At 70.7% G+C, this 26,366-nt stretch carries 24 protein-coding genes; 18 read left to right on the top strand and 6 right to left on the bottom strand.

Annotated features, from left to right (window positions below; all coding sequences use genetic code 11):
- From secF to relA, 3 genes are all read left to right on the top strand, one after another.
- Complete coding sequence (secF, locus tag C1703_RS06230; RefSeq protein ID WP_114250945.1) at positions 1-1,122, top strand: protein translocase subunit SecF; 1,122 nt, start codon at positions 1-3, stop codon at positions 1,120-1,122.
- Entirely contained in the window at positions 1,119-1,658 is a 540-nt protein-coding gene (locus C1703_RS06225) for an adenine phosphoribosyltransferase (protein WP_114250944.1), read from the top strand. Before secF ends, C1703_RS06225 begins: the two co-directional genes overlap by 4 nt.
- Positions 1,659-1,851: 193 nt before the next feature.
- Entirely contained in the window at positions 1,852-4,368 is a 2,517-nt protein-coding gene (relA, locus tag C1703_RS06215) for a GTP pyrophosphokinase (RefSeq protein ID WP_114250943.1), read from the top strand.
- 73 nt (positions 4,369-4,441) lie between these two features.
- On the opposite strand, the gene C1703_RS06210 is transcribed toward relA, so the two are convergent.
- Positions 4,442-5,671, bottom strand: coding sequence for a DUF349 domain-containing protein (locus tag C1703_RS06210; RefSeq protein ID WP_114250942.1), 1,230 nt, complete (start codon positions 5,669-5,671; stop codon positions 4,442-4,444).
- A gap of 134 nt (positions 5,672-5,805) precedes the next feature.
- Positions 5,806-6,648: a peptidylprolyl isomerase gene (locus tag C1703_RS06205; RefSeq protein ID WP_114250941.1), complete on the bottom strand. Its 843-nt coding sequence runs from the start codon at positions 6,646-6,648 to the stop codon at positions 5,806-5,808.
- A 167-nt stretch (positions 6,649-6,815) separates the two neighbouring features.
- Between C1703_RS06205 and C1703_RS06200 the strand changes: the two genes are divergently transcribed.
- Positions 6,816-7,523, top strand: a complete 708-nt coding sequence (locus C1703_RS06200) for an MBL fold metallo-hydrolase (RefSeq protein WP_114250940.1) — start codon at positions 6,816-6,818, stop codon at positions 7,521-7,523.
- 11 nt (positions 7,524-7,534) lie between these two features.
- On the top strand, positions 7,535-8,797 hold the full coding sequence (hisS, locus tag C1703_RS06195; RefSeq protein ID WP_114250939.1) for a histidine--tRNA ligase: 1,263 nt from the start codon (positions 7,535-7,537) through the stop codon (positions 8,795-8,797).
- A 38-nt stretch (positions 8,798-8,835) separates the two neighbouring features.
- Here the strand turns inward: hisS and C1703_RS06190 are convergent, their stop codons facing one another.
- From C1703_RS06190 to C1703_RS06175, 4 genes are read right to left on the bottom strand one after another with little or no spacing between them, the layout of a single operon-like run.
- Positions 8,836-9,462 (bottom strand): response regulator transcription factor, encoded by a 627-nt coding sequence (locus C1703_RS06190; protein ID WP_114250938.1) that lies wholly within the window; start codon positions 9,460-9,462, stop codon positions 8,836-8,838.
- On the bottom strand, positions 9,459-10,646 hold the full coding sequence (locus C1703_RS06185; RefSeq protein ID WP_114250937.1) for a sensor histidine kinase: 1,188 nt from the start codon (positions 10,644-10,646) through the stop codon (positions 9,459-9,461). Before C1703_RS06185 ends, C1703_RS06190 begins: the two co-directional genes overlap by 4 nt.
- The gene (locus C1703_RS06180) at positions 10,643-11,488 is read right to left on the bottom strand and encodes an ABC transporter permease (protein ID WP_114250936.1); all 846 of its coding nucleotides are present in this window, start codon (positions 11,486-11,488) and stop codon (positions 10,643-10,645) included. The genes C1703_RS06185 and C1703_RS06180 overlap by 4 nt, the downstream gene beginning before the upstream one ends.
- Positions 11,485-12,351, bottom strand: coding sequence for an ABC transporter ATP-binding protein (locus C1703_RS06175; protein WP_114250935.1), 867 nt, complete (start codon positions 12,349-12,351; stop codon positions 11,485-11,487). Before C1703_RS06175 ends, C1703_RS06180 begins: the two co-directional genes overlap by 4 nt.
- Before the next feature lie 142 nt (positions 12,352-12,493).
- Between C1703_RS06175 and C1703_RS06170 the strand changes: the two genes are divergently transcribed.
- The 13 genes from C1703_RS06170 to C1703_RS06110 all read left to right on the top strand — a co-directional run bounded on the left by C1703_RS06170 (position 12,494) and on the right by C1703_RS06110 (position 26,324).
- Positions 12,494-13,150, top strand: coding sequence for a vitamin K epoxide reductase family protein (locus tag C1703_RS06170; RefSeq protein ID WP_114250934.1), 657 nt, complete (start codon positions 12,494-12,496; stop codon positions 13,148-13,150).
- A gap of 44 nt (positions 13,151-13,194) precedes the next feature.
- On the top strand, positions 13,195-14,550 hold the full coding sequence (locus tag C1703_RS06165) for a replication-associated recombination protein A (RefSeq protein WP_114257314.1): 1,356 nt from the start codon (positions 13,195-13,197) through the stop codon (positions 14,548-14,550).
- 305 nt (positions 14,551-14,855) lie between these two features.
- Positions 14,856-15,470: a 30S ribosomal protein S4 gene (gene rpsD / locus C1703_RS06160; RefSeq protein ID WP_114250933.1), complete on the top strand. Its 615-nt coding sequence runs from the start codon at positions 14,856-14,858 to the stop codon at positions 15,468-15,470.
- Between the two features lie 152 nt (positions 15,471-15,622).
- Complete coding sequence (locus tag C1703_RS06155) at positions 15,623-16,087, top strand: DUF948 domain-containing protein (RefSeq protein ID WP_078651120.1); 465 nt, start codon at positions 15,623-15,625, stop codon at positions 16,085-16,087.
- 9 nt (positions 16,088-16,096) lie between these two features.
- Complete coding sequence (locus C1703_RS06150; RefSeq protein WP_114250932.1) at positions 16,097-16,441, top strand: hypothetical protein; 345 nt, start codon at positions 16,097-16,099, stop codon at positions 16,439-16,441.
- Positions 16,441-19,113: an alanine--tRNA ligase gene (gene alaS / locus C1703_RS06145; protein ID WP_114250931.1), complete on the top strand. Its 2,673-nt coding sequence runs from the start codon at positions 16,441-16,443 to the stop codon at positions 19,111-19,113. Before C1703_RS06150 ends, alaS begins: the two co-directional genes overlap by 1 nt.
- A gap of 15 nt (positions 19,114-19,128) precedes the next feature.
- Positions 19,129-19,593, top strand: a complete 465-nt coding sequence (gene ruvX, locus C1703_RS06140; RefSeq protein ID WP_114250930.1) for a Holliday junction resolvase RuvX — start codon at positions 19,129-19,131, stop codon at positions 19,591-19,593.
- Positions 19,594-19,714: 121 nt separating this feature from the next.
- Complete coding sequence (gene mltG / locus C1703_RS06135; protein ID WP_114250929.1) at positions 19,715-21,436, top strand: endolytic transglycosylase MltG; 1,722 nt, start codon at positions 19,715-19,717, stop codon at positions 21,434-21,436.
- On the top strand, positions 21,417-22,256 hold the full coding sequence (locus tag C1703_RS06130) for a shikimate dehydrogenase (RefSeq protein ID WP_114250928.1): 840 nt from the start codon (positions 21,417-21,419) through the stop codon (positions 22,254-22,256). The genes mltG and C1703_RS06130 overlap by 20 nt, the downstream gene beginning before the upstream one ends.
- A gap of 216 nt (positions 22,257-22,472) precedes the next feature.
- Complete coding sequence (aroC, locus tag C1703_RS06125) at positions 22,473-23,657, top strand: chorismate synthase (RefSeq protein ID WP_114250927.1); 1,185 nt, start codon at positions 22,473-22,475, stop codon at positions 23,655-23,657.
- Complete coding sequence (locus C1703_RS06120) at positions 23,654-24,169, top strand: shikimate kinase (RefSeq protein ID WP_114250926.1); 516 nt, start codon at positions 23,654-23,656, stop codon at positions 24,167-24,169. Before aroC ends, C1703_RS06120 begins: the two co-directional genes overlap by 4 nt.
- Positions 24,166-25,257, top strand: coding sequence for a 3-dehydroquinate synthase (gene aroB, locus C1703_RS06115; RefSeq protein ID WP_114250925.1), 1,092 nt, complete (start codon positions 24,166-24,168; stop codon positions 25,255-25,257). Before C1703_RS06120 ends, aroB begins: the two co-directional genes overlap by 4 nt.
- A 164-nt stretch (positions 25,258-25,421) precedes the next feature.
- Complete coding sequence (locus tag C1703_RS06110) at positions 25,422-26,324, top strand: Pro-rich N-terminal domain-containing protein (RefSeq protein ID WP_114250924.1); 903 nt, start codon at positions 25,422-25,424, stop codon at positions 26,322-26,324.
- Positions 26,325-26,366: the final 42 nt, after the last annotated feature.

Here is a 26,366-nt window from a genome sequence, read left to right as displayed (position 1 = left end):
ATGTCGAAACTCGGCAACCTCGGCGCCCGACTGCACCGTGGCGAGATCGGCTACGACTTCGTCAAGAACCGCAAGATCTGGTACGGCCTGTCGATCCTGATCACCATCACGGCCATCGTCGGCCTGGCGGTGCGCGGCCTGAACATGGGCATCGAGTTCCAGGGCGGTGCCGTCTTCACCACCCCGAAGAACGTCAGCGTCTCGGTCTCCCGGGCCGAGGAGTACGCGGAAGAGGCCTCCGGCCACGACGCGATCGTCCAGAAGCTCGGCGACGGCAGCCTGCGGATCCAGGTCGCCGGCATCGAGACCGACAAGGCCAACCAGATCAAGAACCAGCTCTCGGACGACCTCAAGGTCGACGCGGAGCAGATCAACGCCGAGCTGGTCGGTCCCAGCTGGGGCGAGCAGATCGCCAACAAGGCCTGGCAGGGCCTCGGCATCTTCCTCATCCTCGTGGTGATCTACCTGGCGATCGCCTTCGAGTGGCGCATGGCCGTCGCGGCGTTCGTCGCCCTGATCCACGACATCACCATCACGGTCGGCATCTACGCCCTCGTCGGCTTCGAGGTCACGCCCGGCACGGTGATCGGTCTGCTGACCATCCTCGGCTACTCGCTCTACGACACGGTCGTCGTCTTCGACAGCCTCAAGGAGCAGACGAAGGACCTCACCAAGCAGACCCGCTGGACCTACAGCGACGTCGCCAACCGTTCGATCAACAGCACCCTGGTCCGCTCCGTCAACACCACGGTGGTCGCGCTGCTGCCGGTGGCGGGCCTGCTGTTCATCGGCGGCGGTGTCCTCGGCGCCGGCATGCTGAACGACATCTCGCTGTCGCTGTTCGTCGGCCTCGCCGCCGGTGCCTACTCCTCGATCTTCATCGCCACGCCGCTCGTCGCCGACCTGAAGGAGCGCGAGCCGCAGATGAAGGCCCTGAAGAAGCGCGTCCTGGCCAAGCGGGCCCAGTCCGCCGCCAAGGGCGAGACCGCCCAGGAGGAGACCGGCGACGAGTCGTACGGCGACGAACCCGAGGACGCCGCGCCCGCCGCTGTCGTCGGCCCGCGCAACCAGCCCGCGTCCCGCAGCCGCGGCCGCGGCCGCCCCTCGGGGAAGCGCCGATGACCGACATCAGGGAGCTGCTGCTCAGCCGCATCCGGGACGTGGCCGACTACCCGGAGCCGGGCGTGATGTTCAAGGACATCACCCCGCTGCTGGCCGACCCGGCGGCGTTCACCGCGCTCACCGACGCCCTCGCCGAGATCGCCGAGCGGACCCGCGCCACCAAGGTCGTCGGCCTGGAGGCCCGCGGCTTCATCCTCGGCGCCCCGGTCGCCGTCCGCGCAGGCCTCGGCTTCATCCCCGTACGCAAGGCGGGCAAGCTCCCCGGAGCCACCCTCGCCCAGGCCTACGACCTGGAGTACGGCTCGGCCGAGATCGAGGTGCACGCCGAGGACCTCAGCCCTGACGACCGCGTCCTGGTCGTGGACGACGTCCTCGCCACCGGCGGCACCGCCGAGGCCTCGCTCCAGCTCATCCGCCGGGCCGGCGCCGAGGTCGCGGGCCTCGCCGTCCTCATGGAGCTCGGTTTCCTCAGCGGCCGCGCCCGCCTGGAACCGGCGCTGAACGGTGCCCCGCTGGAGGCGCTGCTCACGGTCTAGCCATCCCCGAGCAGCCCGGTGGACACCGGCACGACACCGCACGGGCGGGCCCGGAACATCCGGCGCCCGCCCCGTGCGTTTCCCGGGTAGACGGTCCTCACATTGGCCTGAAGGCGATCCTGGGGCGCAGGATGGCTACCATGGGGTCTCCGGAGCCTGACCGGGGGACCCGGATCGCGCACGAGGAGCCCTCTTGCCAGACGAGGCCCAGCACCTGACCGCCGCCAAGCCCGAGTCCGCCTCGGCAGCCGCGGCCAAGCCCGCGCCGAACGCGCCCCACGCGAAGAACGACACCCGCGGGCCGGTCGAACACGCCCAGGCGGCGCCGGTCGACAAGCCCGCTGAGCAGTCGCGCCCCAAGCCGGTCCCGCCCGCGGTGCGCCAGAGCGCCGGCCAGCCGGCCCGCACAGGCTCCTCCAACCGCGTCCGCGCCCGTCTGGCCCGTCTCGGCGTGCAGCGCGCGAACCCCTACAACCCGGTGCTGGAGCCGCTGCTGCGGATAGTGCGCGGCAACGACCCCAAGATCGAGACGTCGACGCTCCGCCAGATCGAGCGCGCCTACCAGGTCGCCGAGCGCTGGCACCGCGGCCAGAAGCGCAAGAGCGGCGACCCGTACATCACGCACCCGCTCGCCGTGACGACCATCCTCGCCGAGCTGGGCATGGATCCGGCCACGCTGATGGCGGGCCTGCTGCACGACACGGTCGAGGACACCGAGTACGGCCTGGAGGACCTGCGCCGCGACTTCGGCGACGTCGTCGCCCTGCTCGTCGACGGCGTCACCAAGCTCGACAAGGTCAAGTTCGGCGAGGCCGCGCAGGCCGAGACCGTGCGCAAGATGGTCGTCGCCATGGCCAAGGACCCGCGGGTCCTGGTCATCAAGCTCGCCGACCGCCTGCACAACATGCGCACCATGCGCTACCTCAAGCGCGAGAAGCAGGAGAAGAAGGCGCGCGAGACCCTGGAGATCTACGCGCCGCTCGCCCACCGCCTGGGCATGAACACCATCAAGTGGGAGCTGGAGGACCTCGCCTTCGCGATCCTCTACCCCAAGATGTACGACGAGATCGTCCGGCTGGTGGCCGAGCGGGCACCGAAGCGTGACGAGTACCTGGCCATCGTCACCGACGAGGTCCAGCAGGACCTGCGCGCGGCCCGCATCAAGGCGACCGTCACCGGCCGCCCCAAGCACTACTACAGCGTCTACCAGAAGATGATCGTCCGCGGCCGGGACTTCGCGGAGATCTACGACCTGGTGGGCATCCGCGTCCTCGTGGACACCGTCCGCGACTGCTACGCGGCCCTCGGCACGGTGCACGCGCGTTGGAACCCGGTCCCCGGCCGGTTCAAGGACTACATCGCGATGCCCAAGTTCAACATGTACCAGTCGCTGCACACGACGGTCATCGGCCCCGGCGGCAAGCCGGTCGAGCTGCAGATCCGCACGTTCGACATGCACCGCCGCGCCGAGTACGGCATCGCCGCGCACTGGAAGTACAAGCAGGAGGCCGTCGCCGGCGCCTCCAAGGTCCGCACGGACGCGCCCAAGTCCTCCGGCAAGGACAAGGACGCCATCAACGACATGGCGTGGCTGCGGCAGCTCCTCGACTGGCAGAAGGAGACCGAGGACCCGGGCGAGTTCCTGGAGTCCCTGCGCTTCGACCTGTCCCGCAACGAGGTCTTCGTCTTCACCCCCAAGGGCGACGTCATAGCGCTCCCCGCGGGCGCCACCCCCGTCGACTTCGCGTACGCCGTGCACACCGAGGTCGGCCACCGCACCATAGGCGCCCGCGTCAACGGCCGCCTGGTCCCGCTGGAGTCCACCCTCGACAACGGCGACCTGGTCGAGGTCTTCACCTCCAAGGCACCCGGCGCCGGGCCCTCCCGCGACTGGCTCGGCTTCGTCAAGTCACCGCGCGCCCGCAACAAGATCCGCGCCTGGTTCTCCAAGGAGCGCCGCGACGAGGCGATCGAGCAGGGCAAGGACGCCATCGTCCGCGCCATGCGCAAGCAGAACCTGCCGATCCAGCGCATCCTGACCGGCGACTCCCTGGTGACCCTGGCGCACGAGATGCGCTACGCCGACATCTCCGCGCTGTACGCGGCGATCGGCGAGGGCCACGTCTCCGCGCAGAACATCGTGCAGAAACTGGTCCAGGCCCTCGGCGGGGAGGAGGCGGCCACCGAGGAGATCGACGAGTCGGTGCCGCCGGCCCGCGGCCGCAGCCGCAAGCGCCGCTCCAGCGCCGACCCGGGCGTCGTCGTCAAGGGCGTCGAGGACGTGTGGGTCAAGCTGGCCCGCTGCTGCACGCCCGTCCCGGGCGACCCCATCATCGGGTTCGTCACCCGCGGCAGTGGCGTATCGGTTCACCGCAGCGACTGTGTGAACGTCGACTCGCTGTCCCGGGAGCCCGAGCGCATCCTCGACGTCGAGTGGGCGCCGACGCAGTCCTCGGTCTTCCTGGTCGCCATCCAGGTCGAGGCCCTGGACCGCTCCCGGCTCCTGTCGGACGTCACACGGGTGCTGTCCGACCAGCACGTCAACATCCTCTCCGCGGCCGTCCAGACCTCCCGCGACCGCGTCGCCACCTCCCGGTTCACCTTCGAGATGGGCGACCCGAAGCATCTCGGCCATGTGCTGAAGGCGGTCCGGGGCGTGGAGGGCGTCTACGACGTGTACCGGGTGACCTCGGCGCGCAGCAGGTCGTAACGGCCCGTAGCGACCACACGAAAGGGGCTCCCGCACCGCGAGGTACGGGAGCCCCTCTCAGGTGGGAGACCTCTCAGCCTCCGAACTCCTGCAGGCCCTTCAGCGCCTGGTCCAGCAGCGCCTGGCGGCCCTCCAGCTCACGCTCGAGCTTGTCGGCCCTGGCGTTGTTGCCCTGCGCCCGGGCCTGCTCGATCTGGCCCCGCAGCTTGTCCACCGCGGCCTGGAGCTGCCCCGTCAGACCCTCGGCACGCGCACGTGCCTCCGGGTTCGTCCGGCGCCACTCGGCCTCCTCGGCCTCCTGGATGGCCCGCTCGACGGCGTGCATCCGGCCCTCGACCTTCGGCCGGGCGTCGCGCGGCACATGGCCGATGGCCTCCCAGCGCTCGTTCACGTTCCGGAACGCGGCCCGGGCCGCCTTCAGGTCCGTGATCGGCAGGAGCTTCTCGGCCTCCTCGGCCAGCTCCTCCTTGAGCTTGAGGTTCTCCGCCTGCTCGGCGTCCCGCTCGGCGAAGACCGAGCTGCGCGCGGCGAAGAAGACGTCCTGGGCGCCGCGGAAGCGGTTCCACAGATCGTCCTCGTGCTCGCGCTGGGCGCGGCCCGCGGCCTTCCACTCGGCCATCAGCTCGCGGTAGCGCGCGGCCGTCGCACCCCAGTCCGTCGAGTTCGACAGGGCCTCGGCCTCGGCGACCAGCCGCTCCTTGGTCTTGCGGGCCTCCTCGCGCTGCGCGTCGAGCTGCGCGAAGTGCTGCTTGCGCCGCTTGGAGAACGCCGACCGCGCGTGCGAGAACCGGTGCCACAGCTCGTCGTCGGACTTGCGGTCCAGCCGCGGCAGGCCCTTCCAGGTGTCCACCAGGGCCCGCAGCCGCTCACCGGCCGCCCGCCACTGGTCGGACTGCGCCAGCTGCTCGGCCTCGGCGACCAGCTCCTCCTTGGCCTTGCGCGCCTCGTCGGACTGCTTCGCCCGCTGCGCCTTGCGCTGCTCGCGGCGCGTCTCCACCAGCTCCACGAGCTTGTCCAGCCGGACCCGCAGGGCGTCCAGGTCGCCCACCGCGTGGTGCGCGTCGACCTGCTCCCGGATGTGGTCGATGGCCGCCTGGGCGTCCTTCGCCGACAGGTCGGTGGTCTTCACTCGCTTCTCGAGGAGGCCGATCTCGACAACCAGGCCCTCGTACTTGCGCTCGAAATAGGCCAGCGCCTCCTCAGGGGAGCCCGCCTGCCAGGAACCGACGACCTGCTCGCCGTCGGCCGTACGCACGTACACGGTCCCCGTCTCGTCGACGCGGCCCCACGGGTCGCTGCTCACAGCGCCTCCTCCACATGATGCCTGCGGGGGGCCTGAAGCTCCCCCGGGCATCGTCCACAGTTTCGTCACGGCCAACATAGGCGACCGGCGGGGGGCCTGTCCGCATCCCGCGCGACCGAAATTACGCAGTTGAATCAGGATTTCGTGACCGTGGCCTTGTTGATCACGACCGTCGCGTTGGGTGCGGTGGTGCCCGTCTGGTCGGGGGCCTTGGCCCCGGCGTCGGCGATCTTCTTCAGGACCTTCATGCCCGCCTCGGACACCGTACCGAACGGTGTGTAGTCGGGCGGCAGCTGGCTGTCCTGGTAGACGAGGAAGAACTGGCTGCCGCCGGTGTCGCGGCCCTGCTTGGTCTGGGCGTTGTACTGGTTCGCCATCGCGACCGTGCCCGCCGGGTACACCCCGCCCTTGAGGCTCTTGTCCTTGAGGTTCTCGTCCGGGATGGTGTAGCCGGGGCCGCCCATGCCGGTGCCCTGCGGGTCGCCGCACTGCAGGACGTAGATGCCCTGGTTGGTGAGCCGGTGGCACTTGCTGTGGTCGAAGTAGCCCTTGCCGGCGAGGAAGTCGAACGAGTTGACGGTGTGCGGTGCCGCCGACGCCTTCAGCGCGATGTCTATCTCGCCGCAGGTCGTGTCCAGCTTCATCGTGTACTTCGCCGACTTGTCGATGGTCATCGCCGGTTCCTTCTTCCAGGTCTCCGACTTGACCTTGCCCGGGGCGGGCTTCTCGCAGGGGTCCGGGGCCTTGCTGGGCGAGGCGCTCGGGGTGACCTCCGCGTTCGCGTTCTCCTTCGTGCCGTCGTCCTCGAACGGCTTGGTCAGGTAGGCCGTCACGGAGAGCACCACGACCACGCCGAGAACCGAGGCGATCACGGAGTTGCGGATCCGGGCCTTGCGTCGCGCGTCGGTGCGTCGCTGCTGCTGCCGCAAGTACTTCTCACGGGCGAGCTGTCGCCGCCGCTGTTCCTGGCTGACCACCGGGTTCTCTCCTCATGCGTCTGATACGTCGACCGGTACGCGTGGGGCCTGTGCGCCGACCGCCTGCGTGTGCCCCGTACCGTATATGGGTTCGCTGAGGAATCGGCAGCGCCGGTAGGCTCTGACGACAGCCGCAGCCGCCCGTATCGACACAACGAAGGACGATCGTGCTCATTGCCGGGTTCCCCGCCGGGGCCTGGGGGACGAACTGCTACCTCGTCGCCCCCGCCGCCGGTGAGGAGTGCGTGATCATCGACCCCGGCCACCAGGCCGCCGACGGCGTCGAGGAAGCGATCAGGAAGCATCGGCTCAAGCCCGTCGCCGTCGTCCTCACCCACGGCCACATCGACCACGTGGCCTCGGTCGTCCCGGTGTGCGGCGCGCACGACGTGCCGGCCTGGATCCACCCCGACGACCGGTACATGATGAGCGACCCCGAGAAGGGGATCGGCCGTTCCATCGGGATGCCGCTGCTGGGCGAGCTGACCGTGGGGGAGCCCGATGACGTCAAGGAGCTGGCCGACGGGGCGAAGCTGGAGCTGGCGGGCCTGGAGCTGTCCGTCGCGCACGCGCCGGGCCATACCAAGGGGTCGGTGACCTTCGGCATGCCCGAGGCGGCGGACATCCCGCCGATCCTGTTCTCGGGCGACCTGCTGTTCGCCGGCTCCATCGGACGCACCGACCTGCCCGGCGGTGACATGGCCGAGATGCTCGACTCGCTGGCCCGCGTGTGCCTGCCGCTCGACGACTCGACCGTGGTGCTGTCCGGCCACGGCCCCCAGACGACCATCGGCCAGGAGCGCGCCACCAACCCGTACCTGCGGCAGGTGGCGGCCGGCCAGGGAGCCGGCGAGGCTCCCCGACGAGGAATGTGACGAGACCTTCCGTGAGCACCTTCAAGGCCCCCAAGGGCACGTACGACCTGATCCCGCCGGACTCCGCGAAGTACCTCGCGGTCCGCGAGGCGATCGCCGCGCCGCTGCGCAACTCCGGCTACGGCTACATCGAGACGCCGGGCTTCGAGAACGTCGAGCTCTTCGCGCGCGGGGTCGGTGAGTCCACCGACATCGTGACCAAGGAGATGTACGCCTTCGAGACCAAGGGCGGCGACCGGCTCGCCCTGCGCCCCGAGGGCACGGCCTCGGTGCTGCGCGCCGCGCTCGAGGCCAACCTGCACAAGGCCGGCAACCTCCCGGTCAAGCTCTGGTACTCCGGCTCGTACTACCGCTACGAGCGCCCCCAGAAGGGCCGTTACCGCCACTTCTCCCAGGTCGGCGCCGAGGCGATCGGCGCGGAGGACCCGGCGCTGGACGCCGAGCTGATCATCCTGGCCGACCAGGCGTACCGCTCGCTGGGCCTGAGCGACTTCCGCATCCTGCTCAACAGCCTGGGCGACAAGGAGTGCCGCCCGGTGTACCGGAAGGCGCTGCAGGAGTTCCTGCGCGGCCTCGACCTGGACGAGGACACCCTGCGCCGGGCGGACATCAACCCGCTGCGCGTCCTCGACGACAAGCGCCCGGACGTCCAGAAGCAGCTGACCGACGCCCCGCTGCTGCGCGACTACCTGTGCGACGCGTGCAAGGCGTACCACGAGGAGGTCCGCGAGCTGATCACGGCGGCGGGCGTCGCCTTCGAGGACGACCCGAAGCTGGTGCGCGGCCTGGACTACTACACGCGCACGACCTTCGAGTTCGTCCACGACGGCCTGGGCTCCCAGTCCGCCGTCGGCGGCGGCGGCCGCTACGACGGCCTGTCCGAGATGATCGGCGGCCCCGCGCTGCCGTCCGTCGGCTGGGCCCTCGGCGTCGACCGCACGGTCCTCGCCCTGGAGGCGGAGGGCGTCGAGCTCGAACTGCCCGCCAGCACCAGCGTGTTCGCCGTCCCGCTCGGCGAGGAGGCCCGCCGCGTCCTGTTCGCCAAGGTCACGGAGCTGCGCAAGAACGGCATCGCGGCCGACTTCTCCTACGGCGGCAAGGGCCTGAAGGGCGCCATGAAGAACGCCAACCGCAGCGGCGCCCGCTTCACGATCGTCGCCGGCGAACGCGACCTCGCCGAAGGCGTCGTCCAGCTCAAGGACATGGAGTCCGGCGAGCAGACGGCGGTGGGCGTGAACGAGATCGTGGCCGAGCTGGAGGCCCGGCTCGGCTGAGTGCCGCACAGGGCGTCGGAGTCTCCCGGCGCCCTCCTTCACTGCTCCAGCAGCCCGTACCGCATCGCGCTCGTGACGGCCGCCGTCCGGTCGTCCACCCCCAGCTTCCCGAAGATCCGCAGCAGATACGTCTTCACGGTCGACTCGCCGATGAACAGCCGGCGGCCGATCTCCGCGTTGGTGCAGCCCTCGGCGACCAGGCGCAGCACGGCCGTCTCCCGCTCGGACAGGCGCGGGCGCTCCGGCTTCGTCCGCAGCCGGTCCACCAGCCGGGCCGCCACGGAGGGAGCCAGCACGGTCTCGCCGCGTGCCGCCGCCCGCACGGCCTCCGCCAGCTCCGCACGCGGCAGGTCCTTCAGGAGGTAGCCCGCCGCCCCGGCCTCCACCGCCCGCAGGATGTCCCGGTCGGTCTCGTACGTCGTCAGCACGACCACCCGGCACGGCAGGCCGGCCGCCGTCATCCGCTGAATCGAGTCCACGCCGCCACCGCCCGGCATGCGCAGGTCCATCGGCACGATGTCGGGCCGCAACTCCGCCGCCAGCGCCTCCGCCCGCGGACCGCTGGACGCGTCGGCGACGACCTCCAGATCGGGCTCCGCGCTGAGCATCGCCCGCAGCCCCTCCCGCACGACGGGATGGTCGTCGGCCAGGACGATGCGGATCACGGCGTCTCCCTCCTCAGGACCGGCAGCCGGACGGTCACCTCCGTGCCGTCGCCCGGGGCGCTGCGCACCTCGGCCGTACCGCCCACCTCGACGGCCCGGGCCCGCAGGCCCGCCAGACCGTACCCGCCCCGGACGGCGGCCGGGTCGAAGCCGCAGCCGTCGTCCCGTACGGACACCGTCAGCAGGTCGTCGGCGTACGTCAGCGACACCCCGACCGTCGCCGAACTCCCCGCGTGCCGACGGGCGTTGGCCAGGGCCTCCTGACAGGCCCGCAGCGCGACCACCTCGGGCCCGGCGGGCAGCGTGCGCACCGGGCCGGACACCGCCAGCGCCGCGTCATGGCGCGCGGCGAGCCGCCGCAGCGCGTCCGGCAGGGACGCCCCGTCCAGGTCGGCGGGCGCGCCCCCGGCGACCAGGGCCCGGGCCTCGGCCAGGTTCTGCCGGGCCGTCTCGTCCATCAGCCGCAGATGGCGCCGCGCCGCGGGCAGATCGTGCTCCAACTCCGCCTCGACCGCCTGGATCAGCATCACCAGACTCGTGAACCCCTGCGCGAGCGTGTCGTGGATCTCCCGGGCCAGCCGCTCCCGCTCGGCCAGCGCCCCGTGCGCCTCGGACAGCCGGCCGATCTCGTGCCGGCTCGCGTCCAGCTCCGCGATCAGCTCGGCGCGCCCCTGGCTCTGCTCGATGATCCGGATGGTCCAGATCCCGATCGCCACCGAGAACACCAAGGTGACCAGGCAGAACAACCCGTTGAAGAGCACGAGCCGGGCATCCGGGCGCCACAGCAGGGCCCAGCCCGCCACCGGCACCAGATTGATCACAGCCACAGCCACCAGCGCCGACCGCAACCGCAGCGTCATGAAGCACTGCGGGATCAGCGCGAAGGTCAGCACCCGCGTCTCACCGACGAGGACCGCCGGGGGCAGGAACAGCCCCAGAGCCGCCGCCAGATAGGCGATCGCCTGCCGCTGGTCGGGCGGATCACCCTGGATCAGCCGGCGCCCGGCCCTCACGTACAGCGGGACCAGCGGGACGAGCAGCGCCACCGCGACCGCGCGGACCGGCGCCCCGGGGGACTCCGCGGCGAGCACATAGGCCACCGTGGCCGCCCACACCAGCGCGAAGTAGGTGTCCCACAGCCGGAACGAGCGCTCCCAGTGATAGGCGCTCGCGGCTTCGTTCATCCGGTGCGCCGGTCCTTCCAGCGGAACGTCAGCAGGCACAGCGCCAATCCTCCGACGCACCACGCCGCGAGCACCAGGGCCACGCGCCCCAGCTCCCAACTCCCCGCCTGCTCCAGCACCTGGGCCGACTCCGGCAGGAACACCCCGCGCAGCCCCTGGCACATCCACTTCAGCGGGAACAGCGCCCCCACGGTCAGCATCCAGTCCGGGATCGTGCCGATGGCGATGTACACCCCGGAGATGAACTGCAGCACCAGGAAGGGCAGGACGACCACGGACGACGCGCTGCTCGCCGACTTCGGCACCGAACTGATCGCGATGCCGAGCAGGGCGCACGCCGTGATCCCCAGCACGAAGATCCACGCCAGGTCCAACCAGCGGCCCGCGTCCGACGGCAGGTCCACGTCGTAGAAACCCGTCCCGACGAGGAGCAGGACCGCCGTCTCCAGCAGACCGGTGAACAGAACCAGCCAGATCTTGCCGAGGAAATACGCCGCCGGCGGCATCGGCGTGCCCCGCAGCCGGCGCAGCACCTTCTCCTCCCGCTCGATCGCGATCGTGACCCCGAGCGCCTGGAAACTCGTCGACATGATCCCGGCCGCCATCATCGCCGGGACGTACAGCTGCGAGGCGGTGATGCCCGCGCCCTCCACGTCGTCCCGGAAGATCGACGCGAACAGGAACAGGAAGACCACCGGGAAGGCGAACGTGAACACCACCTGGTCGCGCTGCCGGAAGAACTGCCTGATCTCCAGGCCGCCCCGCCGCAGCCCCAGCCCCCACGCCCCGGGCAGCCGGTCCGCGCCGACCGCCGTCCGGTCCTCTTCTACGGTCGCGGTCATGCCGGGGCCTCCTGTCCGGTCAGCCGGAGGTAGACGTCCTCCAGGGTGGGGCGACTCACCGTCAGCCCCGGGATCTCGCCGTCGAAGCGGCGGGTGAGCGCGGCGATGGTCCTGGTCGGCGTCTCTGTGCGCTCCGCGCGCGGGCTGCCGTCCGGCTCGGTCCAGGTGACGACGGCCTCGCCGCCGTACCGCTCCCGCAGCGCCCCGGGCTCGCCCTCGGCGACGATCCGGCCCCGCGTCACGATCGCCAGCCGGTGGGCCAGCGCCTCCGCCTCCTCCAGGTAGTGCGTGGTCAGCAGGATGGTCGTGCCGTCGTCGGCCAGCGCGCGGATCAGCGACCAGAACTGCCGCCGGGCCGCCGGGTCGAACCCGGTCGTCGGCTCGTCCAGGAGCAGCAGCTCCGGGCTGCCGATCACGCCGAGCGCCACGTCGAGGCGGCGGCGCTGCCCGCCCGAGAGCTTCTTGATCCGGCTGTCCGCCTTCCCCTCCAGACCCACCAGGCCGATGACCTCGTCCGGGTCGCGCGGCCTCGGGTAGTAGCGGGCGAAGTGCCGCACGGTCTCCCGGACCGTCAACTCCGCGGGTGCCGATTCGTCCTGCCAGACGATTCCGACACGTGAGCGCCACGCACGCGTGCCGGTCGCCGGGTCCGACCCGAGCACGGACACCTCGCCCGCGTCCCGGTCCCGGTTGCCCTGGAGGATCTCCACCGTGGTGCTCTTGCCCGCGCCGTTGGGCCCGAGCAGGCCGAACACCTCGCCCTGCCGGATGCCGAGATCGATGCCGTCGACGGCGGTCACGTCCCCGTAGCGCTTGCGCAGACCCCGCACCTCGACGGCGAGGTCGTACCCCTGTGCTGTCATACGACGAGCGTCGGCCGGAACGCACCCCTCAGGGACGACCGGGCGGACATCCTTATGTCCACTGAACGGTGGACAAGCCTGCCGGTGCGGCACAATGACCCTGCCCGAAGATGTTCAGGTCTCAAGTGACGGAATCGGCGTGATGAGCAAGACGACAGTCAGGGACGTCTCCACGGAGCCCGAGCCGGAGCGCGCCGAGATCGCGCCCCGCGCGGAGGGCGGCAGCCGGGCCTTCGCCCTGCTGCTGGTGATCACCGGCGCGGCCGGGCTGCTCGCCGCGTGGGTCATCACGCTCGACAAGTTCAAGCTCCTCGAGGCCAAGGTCGAGGGCAGGACGTTCACCCCCGGCTGCAGCCTCAACCCCGTGGTCTCCTGCGGCAGCGTCATGGAGAGCAAGCAGGCCGCCGTCTTCGGCTTCCCCAACCCGATGCTCGGCCTCGTCGCCTACGGCATCGTCATCTGCGTCGGCATGAGCCTGCTCGCCCGCGCCCGCTTCCCGCGCTGGTACTGGCTCACCTTCAACGCCGGCTGCCTGTTCGGCGTCGTCTTCTGCGCCTGGCTGATGTTCCAGTCCCTGTACCGGATCAACGCGCTGTGCCTGTGGTGCTGCCTCGCCTGGGTCGCCACGATCGTCATGTTCTGGTACGTGACCTCGTTCAACATCCGCAAGGGCTTCCTGCCCGCCCCGAGCTGGCTCAAGGGCTTCTTCGGCGAGTTCACCTGGGTCATGCCCGTGCTGCACATCGGCATCATCGGCATGCTGATCCTGACCCGCTGGTGGGACTTCTGGACCAGCTGACGGCCGCGCCCGGACTGTCAGTGCCGTGATTTAGGGTTTTGGACGTGGAGCCCGACCTGTTCACCGCCGCAGCCGAAGACCGCCAGGAGAAGGAGCCGTCCAGCAGCCCCCTGGCCGTGCGGATGCGCCCGCGCACGCTCGACGAGGTCGTGGGCCAGCAGCACCTGCTGAAGCCGGGCTCGCCCCTGCGCAGACTGGTCGGCGAGGGCGCCTCCGGCCCGGCCGGCCCCTCCTCGGTGATCCTCTGGGGCCCGCCCGGCACCGGCAAGACCACCCTGGCGTACGTCGTCTCCAAGGCGACCGACGCCCGCTTCGTGGAGCTGTCCGCGATCACCGCCGGCGTCAAGGAGGTCCGCGCGGTCATCGACGGCGCCCGCCGCGCCTCCGGCGGCTACGGCAAGGAGACCGTCCTCTTCCTCGACGAGATCCACCGCTTCAGCAAGGCCCAGCAGGACTCCCTGCTCCCCGCCGTCGAGAACCGCTGGGTGACGCTGATCGCGGCGACGACGGAGAACCCCTACTTCTCGGTGATCTCCCCCCTGCTGTCCCGCTCCCTCCTCCTCACCCTCGAACCGCTCACGGACGACGACATCAGGGGCCTGGTCCGCCGCGCCCTCACCGACGAGCGCGGCCTCAAGAGCGCCGTCGCCCTCCCCGAGGAGACCGAGAGCCACCTCCTGCGCATCGCCGGCGGCGACGCCCGCCGCGCCCTCACCGCCCTGGAGGCGGCCGCCGGAGCCGCCCTCGACAAGGGCGAGACGGAGATCGGCCTGACGACCCTGGAGGAGACGGTCGACCGGGCCGCCGTGAAGTACGACCGCGACGGCGACCAGCACTACGACGTGGCCAGCGCCCTGATCAAGTCCATCCGCGGCTCCGACGTCGACGCCGCCCTGCACTACCTGGCCCGCATGATCGAGGCCGGCGAGGACCCCCGCTTCATCGCCCGGCGCCTGATGATCTCCGCGAGCGAGGACATCGGCCTGGCGGACCCGACCGCCCTGCAGACGGCGGTCGCCGCGGCCCAGGCCGTCGCCATGATCGGCTTCCCCGAGGCCGCCCTCACCCTCAGCCACGCCACGATCGCCCTCGCCCTGGCGCCCAAGTCCAACGCCGCGACGACCGCCATCGGCGCCGCCCTGGAGGACGTGCGCAAGGGCCTGGCCGGACCGGTCCCCGCCCACCTGCGCGACAGCCACTACAAGGGTGCGACCAAGCTCGGCCACGGCCAGGGCTACGTCTACCCGCACGACCTGCCGGAGGGCATCGCCGCCCAGCAGTACGCCCCGGACGCCCTCAAGGACCGCGAGTACTACGAGCCGACCCGGCACGGCGCGGAGGCCCGCTACGCGGACGCGGTCGAGTGGACCAGGAAGAACCTCGGTCGAAAGCGGTCCTGAGGACCCTGTAAACTCGATCGGAGTGCCGCGTCCCGTGCAGTCAGAACGGGACAGCCGGCCGGAGCCCCGATCCTCCGGGATCGGCTCCAGGAGCGTCGCGCACCGTCGAACGGTGTCGCGGGCAGCCCACCACCCCTCGTCGTACGGACGGGACCGGTCGGTGGGCCACTCGCGTGCTGCACGTATGTGCCCAGACCAGGGGAGCGGCTGCCCACCGAGGTCCACCAGGACCGAGGCGGGTTTCCCCGGCTGCGGATGCGACCTCCCCTAACCCTGACAAGCCGAATCCAGGAAATGAGAAAGCAGTGGCGAACCAGTCCCGCCCCAAGGTCAAGAAGTCGCGTGCCCTCGGCATCGCGCTGACCCCGAAGGCCGTCAAGTACTTCGAGGCCCGCCCCTACCCGCCGGGCGAGCACGGCCGCGGCCGCAAGCAGAACTCGGACTACAAGGTCCGTCTGCTCGAGAAGCAGCGCCTGCGCGCGCAGTACGACGTGTCCGAGCGCCAGCTCGTCCGCGCCTACGAGCGTGCCTCCAAGGTCCAGGGCAAGACCGGTGAGGCCCTGATCATCGAGCTGGAGCGCCGTCTCGACGCCCTGGTCCTGCGTTCGGGCATCGCCCGCACCATCTACCAGGCCCGCCAGATGGTCACGCACGGCCACATCGCCGTCAACGGCAAGAAGGTCGACAAGCCCTCCTTCCGTGTCCGTCCGGACGACGTCGTGCAGGTCCGCGAGCGCTCCAAGGAGAAGACGCTCTTCACGATCGCCCGTGAGGGTGGCTTCGCCCCCGACGGCGAGATTCCGCGCTACCTCCAGGTGAACCTCAAGGCCCTGGCGTTCCGCCTGGACCGCGAGCCGAACCGCAAGGAGATCCCGGTGATCTGCGACGAGCAGCTCGTCGTCGAGTACTACGCCCGCTGATCCTCAGTAGGCACGCGGTACCCCAGCCCGCCGTCTCCCCGCCCCCTACGGGCGGGCGAGGCGGCGGGCTTTCGCGATTGACCAGCCACCGGCGGGTAATCCGGTACGGAGCGCCACCCCCGGCGCGATAGGCTCGTCGCACGACTTTTTCGATGTTCAGGCACGTTTCAGGGAGCGGGTGCACAGTGTCCGGTGGAGAGGTGGCCGGAATCCTGGTGGCCGTCTTCTGGGCGATCCTGGTCTCCTTCCTCGCCGTCGCGCTGGCGAGGCTGGCCCAGACGCTCAGGGCGACCACCAAGCTCGTGGCGGACGTGACCGACCAGGCCGTCCCGCTGCTGGCCGACGCATCCTCGGCGGTCCGCTCCGCGCAGACCCAGATCGACCGGGTCGACGCGATCGCCTCCGACGTCCAGGAGGTCACGTCCAACGCCTCCGCGCTGTCGACCACCGTCGCCTCCACCTTCGGCGGCCCCCTGGTCAAGGTCGCGGCCTTCGGCTACGGCGTGCGCCGGGCCCTCGGCGGCCGCAAGGAGGACGTGCCCGCCAAGACGCCGAGGCGTACCGTGATCGTGGGCCGCACGGTCTCCCGGCGCAGCTCCCGAGGGAAGAGGGACTGAGAGCCAGCGATGTTCCGCCGCACCTTCTGGTTCACCACGGGCGTCGCCGCCGGTGTGTGGGCCACCACCAAGGTCAACCGCAAGCTGAAGCAGCTGACCCCCGAGAGCCTCGCCAGAACCGCTGGGAACAAGGCGATCGAGGCCGGTCACCGCCTCAAGGACCGCGCGGTGGACTTCGCGCTCGACGTCCGCGACAACATGGCCGTGCGGGAGGCCGAGTTGGGCGACGCCCTCGGGATCAACGAGAACCCGGAACTCCCCGCACCCCGGCGGTACGCCGCCATCGAGAACCGCAGCAACCCGAAGTACGTCGACAGGACGACGTACTCGTACAACCGGAATGAGGACCACTGATGGAGTCGGCTGAGATCCGCCGCCGCTGGTTGAGCTTCTTCGAGGAGCGCGGTCACACCGTCGTCCCTTCGGCGTCGCTCATCGCGGACGACCCGACTCTGCTCCTCGTCCCCGCCGGCATGGTGCCCTTCAAGCCCTACTTCCTGGGTGAGGTCAAGCCGCCCTTCGCCCGCGCCACCAGCGTGCAGAAGTGCGTGCGCACGCCGGACATCGAAGAGGTCGGCAAGACCACCCGGCACGGCACGTTCTTCCAGATGTGCGGCAACTTCTCCTTCGGCGACTACTTCAAGGAAGGCGCCATCAAGCTCGCCTGGGAGCTGCTCACCAGCCCCCAGGACAAGGGCGGTTACGGTCTCGACCCCGAGCGCCTGTGGATCACCGTCTACAAGGACGACGACGAGGCCGAGCGCATCTGGCACGAGGTCGTCGGCGTGCCGAAGGAGCGCATCCAGCGCCTCGGGATGAAGGACAACTACTGGTCCATGGGCGTCCCCGGCCCCTGCGGCCCCTGCTCCGAGATCAACTACGACCGCGGCCCCGAGTTCGGCGCCGAGGGCGGCCCCGCCGTCAACGACGAGCGGTACGTGGAGATCTGGAACCTCGTCTTCATGCAGTACGAGCGGGGCGAGGGCACCGGCAAGGACAACTTCGAGATCCTCGGCGAACTGCCCAGCAAGAACATCGACACCGGCCTCGGTCTCGAACGCCTCGCCATGATCCTGCAGGGCGTGCAGAACATGTACGAGATCGACACCTCGATGGCCGTGATCAACAAGGCCACCGAGCTGACCGGCGTCCGCTACGGCGACGCCCACGCCTCCGACGTCTCCCTGCGCGTGGTCACCGACCACATGCGCACCGCCACCATGCTCATCGGCGACGGCGTCACCCCGGGCAACGAGGGCCGCGGCTACGTGCTGCGCCGCATCATGCGCCGCGCCATCCGCAACATGCGCCTGCTCGGCGCCACCGGCCCGGTCGTCAAGGACCTGATCGACGTCGTCATCGGCATGATGGGCCAGCAGTACCCCGAGCTGATCACCGACCGCGAGCGCATCGAGAAGGTCGCCCTCGCCGAGGAGAACGCCTTCCTCAAGACGCTGAAGGCCGGCACCAACATCCTCGACACGGCCGTCACCGAGACCAAGCAGGCCGGCTCCACCGTCCTGCCCGGCGACAAGGCCTTCCTGCTCCACGACACGTGGGGCTTCCCGATCGACCTCACCCTGGAGATGGCCGCCGAACAGGGCCTCTCCGTGGACGAGGAGGGCTTCCGCCGCCTGATGAAGGAGCAGCGGGAGCGCGCCAAGGCCGACGCCCAGGCCAAGAAGACCGGCCACGCCGACATGGGCGCCTACCGGGAGATCGCCGACCGCGCCGGTGCCACCGACTTCATCGGCTACACCGACACCGAGGGCGAGTCCACGATCGTCGGCATCCTCGTCGACGGCGTCTCCTCCCCGGCCGCCACGGAGGGCGACGAGGTCGAGATCGTCCTCGACCGCACCCCCTTCTACGCCGAGGGCGGCGGCCAGATCGGCGACACCGGCCGGATCAAGGCCGACTCCGGTGCCGTCATCGAGATCCGCGACTGCCAGAAGCCGGTCCCGGGCGTCTACGTGCACAAGGGCATCGTCCAGGTAGGCGAGGTCACGGTCGGTGCCAAGGCCCACGCCGCCATCGACGACCGCCGGCGCAAGGCCATCGCCCGCGCCCACTCGGCCACGCACCTCACCCACCAGGCCCTGCGCGACGCCCTCGGCCCGACGGCCGCCCAGGCCGGTTCCGAGAACCAGCCCGGCCGCTTCCGCTTCGACTTCGGCTCCCCGTCCGCCGTCCCGACGGCCGTGATGACCGACGTCGAGCAGAAGATCAACGAGGTGCTCGCCCGCGACCTGGACGTCCAGGCCGAGGTCATGGGCATCGACGAGGCCAAGAAGCAGGGCGCCATCGCCGAGTTCGGCGAGAAGTACGGCGAGCGCGTGCGCGTCGTGACCATCGGCGACTTCTCCAAGGAGCTGTGCGGCGGCACGCACGTGCACAACACCGCCCAGCTGGGCCTGGTGAAGCTGCTCGGCGAGTCCTCCATCGGCTCCGGTGTGCGCCGGATCGAGGCCCTGGTCGGCGTGGACGCCTACAACTTCCTCGCCCGCGAGCACACGGTCGTCGCCCAGCTCCAGGAGCTGATCAAGGGCCGCCCGGAGGAGCTCCCGGAGAAGGTCTCCGCCATGCTCGGCAAGCTGAAGGACGCCGAGAAGGAGATCGAGAAGTTCCGCGCCGAGAAGGTCCTCCAGGCCGCCGCCGGTCTCGCCGAGTCCGCCAAGGACGTCCACGGCGTTGCTGTCGTGACCGGCCAGGTCCCGGACGGCACCACCGCCGACGACCTGCGCAAGCTCGTCCTCGACGTGCGCGGACGCATCCAGGGCGGCCGGGCCGCCGTCGTCGCCCTGTTCACGGTGGCGAACGGCAAGCCGCTCACGGTCATCGCCACCAACGAGGCCGCCCGCGAGCGCGGCCTCAAGGCCGGCGACCTGGTCCGCACGGCCGCCAAGACCCTCGGCGGCGGCGGTGGCGGCAAGCCGGACGTCGCCCAGGGCGGCGGCCAGAACCCGGCCGCCATCGGTGACGCCGTGGACGCCGTCGAGCGACTCGTCGCCGAGACGGCCAAGTAAGAGACGGTCGAGAGTATGCGCAGAGGACGTCGACTCGCGATCGACGTCGGGGACGCCCGCATCGGGGTCGCCTCGTGCGACCCCGACGGGATCCTCGCCACCCCGGTGGAGACGGTCCCGGGGCGTGACATCCCCGCAGCTCACCGGCGGTTGAAGCAACTCGTCGAGGAGTACGAGCCGATCGAGGTCGTGGCCGGTCTCCCGCGCTCCCTCAAGGGCGGCGAGGGCCCGGCCGCGGTCAAGGTCCGCGGCTTCGTCCAGGAACTGGCGCGCATGATCGCGCCGGTTCCGGTGAGGCTCGTGGACGAACGCATGACGACGGTGACGGCCAGTCAGGGACTGCGCGCCTCGGGCGTGAAGTCCAAGAAGGGGCGGTCCGTCATCGACCAGGCAGCGGCCGTGATCATCCTGCAACAGGCGCTTGAATCCGAACGGGTGTCAGGTAAAGCACCCGGCGAAGACGTCGAAGTGGTCATCTGATCGCGATACGGTAACGTTCCGCGCGATGCGGCGGCATTCGAACAGCCGCCGCACAGCAAGAGGCGGGACGGGAGCCGAGCCGGAAGCCGCGTGACCGCCGCCTCGCGGCTCTAGGGGATCGATGACTGAGTATGGCCGGGGCCAAGGCTCCGAACCGTGGCATCCGGAGGACCCGTTGTACGGGGACGGCGGATGGGGAGGACAGCAGGTCCACCAGGACCAGCAGTCCCCCTACGGCGGCCAGCCGCAGCACTATCCAGAGCAGCCGCAGCAGCCGCAGTACGGCGACTGGGGCACCGGCGAGCAGGCCGGATACGGTCAGGCGCAGCAGCAGTACCAGTACGACCAGCAGTACGCGGCACAGGTTCACGGACATCAGCAGTACCCGGGGCAGCCAGGCCCCGGGCAGCCGCAGGACCAGGGCTACCACCAGCAGCAGTACGGCGACGGCGGCTGGTCCAACGACCCCCACCAGCAGCACGTTTCCTATCCCGGCGACCCCTCGGACCCCTACGGGCAGCAGGCCGGGACGTACGACACGGGCCACCAGGACTACTACGGCACGCCCGACGCCTATCCACCCCCCGAGCCGCCCGGCCGCCGGCAGGCCGAGCCGGAGCCGCAGCCGGAGACCGACTGGGACCCCGGTCCTGACCAGGGGGAACACGCGTTCTTCGCGGGCGGCGACGACGATGACGACGGCGACGAGCCAGGCGACCGCCGGGGGCGCGACGACAAGCGCGGACGCGGCGGCAAACCCAAGAAGCGCCGCAACGGCATGGCCTGCCTGCTGGTCGTCGTGGTCCTCGGCGGCGGCCTGGCGGGCGTGAGCTACGTCGGCTACCAGTTCTTCCAGGATCGTTTCGGCGACGCCCCGGACTACGCGGGTGACGGCAACGGGCAGACGGTGACCGTCGAGATCCCCAAGGGCGCGGGCGGTTACACGATCGGCCAGGTGCTGAAGGCCGCCGGGGTCGTCAAGAGCGTCGACGCCTTCGTCTCGGCCCAGGCCGGAAACCCCGAGGGCAAGACCATCCAGGACGGCGTGTACACGCTGCAGAAGCAAATGTCGGCCGAGAGTGCGGTCGAACTGATGCTCAGTCCGAAGAGCCGCGACAACCTGATCATCGCCGAGGGCAAGCGCAACGCCGACATCTACCGCCTCATCGACAAACGGCTGAAGATCAAGGAAGGCACCACGGCCGAGGTCGCCAAGAAGGACTACAAGAAGCTCGGCCTGCCGGCCTGGGCGCAGAACCACCCGAACGTCAAGGACCCGCTGGAAGGCTTCCTCTATCCCTCCAGTTACGGCGTGAGCGAAGGGCAGAAGCCCGAGGCCGTGCTGAAGCAGATGGTCGCGCGGGCCACCCAGACGTACGAGAAGCTCGGCGTGGAGAAGAAGGCCCAGAGCCTCGGCCTCGAGGGCCCGTGGCAGCTGATCACGGTCGCCAGCCTGGTCCAGGCCGAGGGCAAGACGCACGACGACTTCCGGAAGATGGCCGAGGTGGTCTACAACCGCCTCAAACCCACCAATACCGAGACCAACCAATTGCTCCAGTTCGACTCGACCTTCAACTACCTGAAGAACGAGAGCAACATCCACATCAGCGAATCCGAGATCAACAGCAACAAGGACCCGTACAACACGTACACCAACAAGGGTCTGCCGCCGGGGCCGATCGGCAACCCGGGGGACGTCGCGTTGGAGGCGGCTCTGAAGCCCACGAAGGAGGGGTGGATCTACTTCGTGGCGACCGACGGTGTGAGCAAGACGGAGTTCGCCAAGACTCATGCGCAGTTCCTGAAGTTGAAGGAAAAGTTCGATGCCAGCTCCGGCAACTGAGGCGCGCCGTGCGGCGGTGCTCGGCAGCCCCATCACCCATTCCCTCTCCCCGGTGCTGCACCGGGCGGCGTACGCGGAACTCGGGCTGACCGGTTGGTCGTACGACCGTTTCGAGGTCGACGAGGCGGCGCTCCCCGCGTTCATCGACAAGCTCGGGTCCGAATGGGCCGGGTTGTCGCTCACCATGCCGCTGAAGAGGGTCGTCATTCCGTTGCTGGACGAGGTCAGCGAGACGGCGGCCTCCGTGGAGGCGGTCAACACCGTCGTGTTCGGCGAGGACGGGCGGCGCCTCGGCGACAACACCGACATCCCCGGAATCGTCGCCGCGCTGCGCGAACGCGGCATCGGACAGGTCGACTCCGCCGCCATCCTCGGCGCGGGTGCCACGGCCTCGTCCGCACTGGCCGCGCTCGCCAGGGTCTGCACCGGCGAGATCGTCGTCCATGTGCGCAGTGCGGCCCGGGCGGCCGAGATGCGGCAGTGGGGCGAGCGGCTCGGCGTCGACGTGCGTATCGCCGACTGGTCAGAAGCGGAGCAGGGGCTGAGCGCCCCGCTCGTGATCGCCACGACACCCGCTGGGGCCACGGACGCGCTGGCCTCCGCCGTCCCCGAGCGGCCGGCCACGCTCTTCGACGTGCTCTACGACCCCTGGCCGACCGCACTGGCGGCGCGCTGGTCGGCGTACGGCGGCGCGGTGGTCAGCGGGCTGGACCTTCTGGTTCACCAAGCCGTTCTCCAGGTGGAACAGATGACAGGCGTTTCACCGGCTCCGCTGACGGCGATGCGCACTGCCGGGGAGCATGCTCTCGCGGCCCGGTGAACAAGAAACCACGGCCGCGCTCCGTCAGGGTGCCGCGCACACGGGTCGCGGTCCGGCCCGGCTCTTCCTGTCCGTCACGCGGACCGATTCCGGTCCGCGTGCTGCGACGTGGGAGGATCGGAAGTGGCGGACCGGGGCCGCGCACCCGGTCAGGTCGTCGCCGTACGCGAGGACGCGCGTACGCAGCAGTACGGGCGCGAGCACTGAGGAGCACCGTTGAGCAGGTTGCGCTGGCTGACCGCGGGGGAGTCCCACGGTCCCGCACTCGTCGCGACGCTGGAGGGTCTGCCCGCCGGCGTGCCGATCACCACGGACATGGTGGCGGACCATCTCGCGCGGCGGCGCCTGGGCTATGGGCGCGGTGCCCGCATGAAGTTCGAGCGGGACGAGGTCACGTTCCTCGGCGGTGTCCGGCACGGGCTCACGCTCGGCTCCCCGGTGGCGATCATGGTGGGCAACACCGAGTGGCCGAAGTGGGAGCAGGTCATGGCGGCCGACCCGGTCGACCCGGAGGTCCTGGCCGGGCTGGCCCGCAACGCCCCGCTGACCCGTCCGCGCCCCGGCCACGCCGACCTCGCGGGCATGCAGAAGTACGGCTTCGACGAGGCCCGGCCGATCCTGGAGCGCGCCTCCGCCCGGGAGACGGCGGCGCGGGTGGCGCTGGGCGCGGTGGCCCGGTCGTACCTCAAGGAGACGGCCGGCATCGAGATCGTCAGCCATGTCGTCGAGCTGTGCTCGGTGAGGGCGCCGCAGGGCCGTTACCCGACCCCGGCCGACGTCGAGAAGCTGGACGCGGATCCGGTGCGCTGTCTGGACGCGGACGCGTCGAAGGCGATGGTCGCCGAGATCGACCAGGCCCACAAAGACGGCGACACCCTCGGCGGCGTGGTCGAGGTCCTGGCCTACGGCGTGCCGGTGGGTCTGGGTTCGCACGTGCACTGGGACCGCAAGCTGGACGCCCGGCTGGCCGGGGCGCTGATGGGCATCCAGGCGATCAAGGGCGTCGAGGTCGGTGACGGCTTCGAGCTGGCCCGCGTTCCCGGGTCCAAGGCGCACGACGAGATCGTGAGGACCGACGAGGGCATCCGGCGGACCTCCGGCCGCTCGGGCGGCACCGAGGGCGGTCTCACCACCGGTGAGCTGCTGCGGGTGCGGGCGGCCATGAAGCCGATCGCGACCGTCCCGCGTGCCCTGCAGACCGTGGACGTCACCACGGGCGAGGCCGCGCAGGCCCACCACCAGCGCTCCGACGTCTCGGCGGTCCCGGCGGCCGGCATCGTCGCCGAGGCGATGGTGGCGCTGGTGCTCGCGGACGCGGTGGCGGAGAAGTTCGGCGGCGACAGTGTGGCCGAGACCCGCCGGAACGTGACCTCGTACCTCGACAACCTCGCGATCCGATGACCGGCCCACTGGTCGTCCTCGTCGGCCCGATGGGCGTGGGCAAGTCCACCGTCGGGCAGCTGCTGGCCGAGCGGCTAGGCGTCTCCTACCGGGACACCGACGACGACATCGTCGCCGCGCAGGGCCGGACCATCGCCGAGATCTTCGTCGACGAGGGCGAGCCCGCCTTCCGCGCGATCGAGAAGGCGGCCGTGCACAAGGCGCTCGCCGAGCACGACGGCGTCCTGGCCCTCGGCGGCGGCGCGATCCTCGACGCCGACACGCGTGCGCTGCTCGCCGGGCAGCGCGTGGTGTACCTGTCGATGGACGTCGAGGAGGCCGTCAAGCGCACCGGCCTCAACGCCGCCCGCCCGCTGCTCGCCGTCAACCCGCGCAAGCAATGGCGCGAGCTGATGGAGGCCCGTCGGCACCTCTACGAGGAGGTCGCCACGGCTGTCGTCGCCACCGACGGGCGTACGCCCGAAGAGGTCACCCAAGTGGCCTTGGACGCACTGGAGTTGAAGGACGCATGACTGAGGCAGTGACGCGGATCCAGGTCGGCGGCACGGCGGGCACCGAGCCGTACGAGGTCCTGGTGGGCCGGCAGCTGCTGGGCGAACTCGGCGGGCTGATCGGCGACAAGGCCAAGCGGGTGGCGATCATCCACCCCGAGGCACTGGCCGAGACCGGCGAGGCGCTCCGCGACGACCTGGCCCAGCAGGGCTACGAGGCGGTCGCCATCCAGGTGCCCAACGCGGAGGAGGCCAAGACCGCCGAGGTCGCCGCCTACTGCTGGAAGGCGCTCGGCCAGTCCGGCTTCACGCGCACGGACGTCATCGTCGGCGTCGGCGGCGGCGCGACCACGGACCTCGCCGGGTTCGTGGCCGCGACCTGGCTGCGCGGGGTGCGCTGGATCGCCATCCCCACCACCGTGCTCGCCATGGTCGACGCGGCCGTCGGCGGCAAGACCGGCATCAACACCGCCGAGGGCAAGAACCTCGTCGGCGCCTTCCACCCGCCCGCCGGTGTGCTCTGCGACCTGGCCGCGCTGGACTCCCTCCCGGTCAACGACTACGTCTCCGGGCTCGCCGAGGTCATCAAGGCCGGCTTCATCGCCGACCCGGTGATCCTCGACCTCATCGAGTCCGACCCCGAGGCCGCCCGCACCCCGGCCGGTCCGCACACCGCCGAGCTCATCGAGCGCTCCATCCGGGTCAAGGCCGACGTCGTCTCCTCGGACCTCAAGGAGTCGGGTCTGCGCGAGATCCTCAACTACGGCCACACGCTCGGCCACGCCATCGAGAAGAACGAGCGCTACAAGTGGCGCCACGGCGCCGCGGTCTCGGTGGGCATGCACTTCGCCGCCGAACTCGGCCGCCTGGCGGGCCGGCTGGACGACGCGACGGCCGACCGCCACCGCACGATCCTCGCATCGGTCGGGCTGCCCCTGCACTACCGCCACGACCAGTGGCCCAAGCTGCTGGAGACCATGAAGGTCGACAAGAAGTCCCGCGGCGACCTGCTGCGCTTCATCGTCCTCGACGGCCTGGCCAAGCCCACCGTCCTGGAGGGACCCGACCCGGCCGTGCTGCTCGCCGCGTACGGCGAAGTCGGGCAGTAAGTCCACCGGCGCGCCTTCCGCCCGGAATCGCCTTACGGGGCCGGGCACTTCAAACCGCCCCCGGCCGTTCACACATCGACGACCGGGGGCGGTACCGTTCGGTAGCAGCGGGTTCCGCCCCCGCTGTCAGCGCCCATCGCCTGTACGAGACGGAGTGGCACCGGATGCAGCACGCAGTGGGTTCTCCGCTGCCGCCGCCCCATCAGCCGGGGCACGGACCGGCCGCCGGCTGGTCGCCGGCCGCACACCACCCGGGTCCACACCACCCGGGCGCGCACCAGGGCTCCGTGCCCGTGCCTCCACCGCCCCCGGCGCCGGGGTACCCCGCGCCGCCGGGTCCCGCCGCGCCGCCGCCGGGTCCGGCCGCACCGGCGCCGGGGCCGGTCCCGCCGCCTCCGCAGGCCTCCGTTCCACCGCCGCCGGACACCACCGGCCACGTGCCCCTGCCGCCGGGCGGCCCGGTCGCCATGCCGAGCGCGCCCCCCGCCGCGGCGGCTCCCGACCCCGCCGGTACGACGCTCGCCGTGCTGCTCATCGGCCCCGCCGGCGCGGGCAAGACCAGCGTCGCCAAGTACTGGGCGGATCACCGCCGCGTGCCCACGGCGCACATCAGCCTCGACGACGTACGCGAGTGGGTCCGCTCCGGCTTCGCCGACCCGCAGTCCGGGTGGAACGACAACTCGGAGGCGCAGTACCGCCTGGCCCGCCGCACCTGCGGCTTCGCCGCGCGGAACTTCCTGGCCAACGGCATCTCGTGCATCCTCGACGACGCGGTCTTCCCCGACCGGCCGGTCGTCGGCCTCGGCGGCTGGAAACGCCACGTCGGGCCCGGCCTGCTGCCGGTGGTCCTCCTGCCCGGGCTGGACATCGTCCTCGAACGCAACGCGGAGCGCTCGGGGAACCGGCGGCTGTCGGACGAGGAGGTCGCCCGTATCCACGGCCGCATGGCCGGCTGGTACGGCTCCGGCCTGCCGATCATCGACAACTCCCAGCTGGACGTCCCCGAGACGGCGCGCGTACTCGATGACGTCCTGGCCCGCTCCATCGCCAGCCCACCCCAGTGGTGAGCGCCCCGTAGGGGCGCGGGGAACTGCGCGACAAGCCCCACG

This window comes from Streptomyces sp. Go-475 (assembly GCF_003330845.1).
Lineage (GTDB): Bacteria > Actinomycetota > Actinomycetes > Streptomycetales > Streptomycetaceae > Streptomyces.
This window is presented reverse-complemented; position numbering and strand designations above follow the sequence as displayed.

Bases quoted from the DNA above. Each gene is read 5' to 3' on its own strand.
- C1703_RS06185 (WP_114250937.1), bottom strand. From the start codon at position 10,646: ATGAACGAAGCCGCGAGCGCCTATCACTGGGAGCGCTCGTTCCGGCTG.
- C1703_RS06225 (WP_114250944.1), top strand. From the start codon at position 1,119: ATGACCGACATCAGGGAGCTGCTGCTCAGCCGCATCCGGGACGTGGCC.
- C1703_RS06175 (WP_114250935.1), bottom strand. From the start codon at position 12,351: ATGACAGCACAGGGGTACGACCTCGCCGTCGAGGTGCGGGGTCTGCGC.
- alaS (WP_114250931.1), top strand. From the start codon at position 16,441: ATGGAGTCGGCTGAGATCCGCCGCCGCTGGTTGAGCTTCTTCGAGGAG.
- C1703_RS06155 (WP_078651120.1), top strand. From the start codon at position 15,623: ATGTTCAGGCACGTTTCAGGGAGCGGGTGCACAGTGTCCGGTGGAGAG.
- C1703_RS06110 (WP_114250924.1), top strand. From the start codon at position 25,422: ATGCAGCACGCAGTGGGTTCTCCGCTGCCGCCGCCCCATCAGCCGGGG.
- C1703_RS06180 (WP_114250936.1), bottom strand. From the start codon at position 11,488: ATGACCGCGACCGTAGAAGAGGACCGGACGGCGGTCGGCGCGGACCGG.
- C1703_RS06150 (WP_114250932.1), top strand. From the start codon at position 16,097: ATGTTCCGCCGCACCTTCTGGTTCACCACGGGCGTCGCCGCCGGTGTG.
- mltG (WP_114250929.1), top strand. From the start codon at position 19,715: ATGACTGAGTATGGCCGGGGCCAAGGCTCCGAACCGTGGCATCCGGAG.
- C1703_RS06120 (WP_114250926.1), top strand. From the start codon at position 23,654: ATGACCGGCCCACTGGTCGTCCTCGTCGGCCCGATGGGCGTGGGCAAG.
- ruvX (WP_114250930.1), top strand. From the start codon at position 19,129: ATGCGCAGAGGACGTCGACTCGCGATCGACGTCGGGGACGCCCGCATC.
- secF (WP_114250945.1), top strand. From the start codon at position 1: ATGTCGAAACTCGGCAACCTCGGCGCCCGACTGCACCGTGGCGAGATC.
- C1703_RS06130 (WP_114250928.1), top strand. From the start codon at position 21,417: ATGCCAGCTCCGGCAACTGAGGCGCGCCGTGCGGCGGTGCTCGGCAGC.
- aroB (WP_114250925.1), top strand. From the start codon at position 24,166: ATGACTGAGGCAGTGACGCGGATCCAGGTCGGCGGCACGGCGGGCACC.
- C1703_RS06170 (WP_114250934.1), top strand. From the start codon at position 12,494: ATGAGCAAGACGACAGTCAGGGACGTCTCCACGGAGCCCGAGCCGGAG.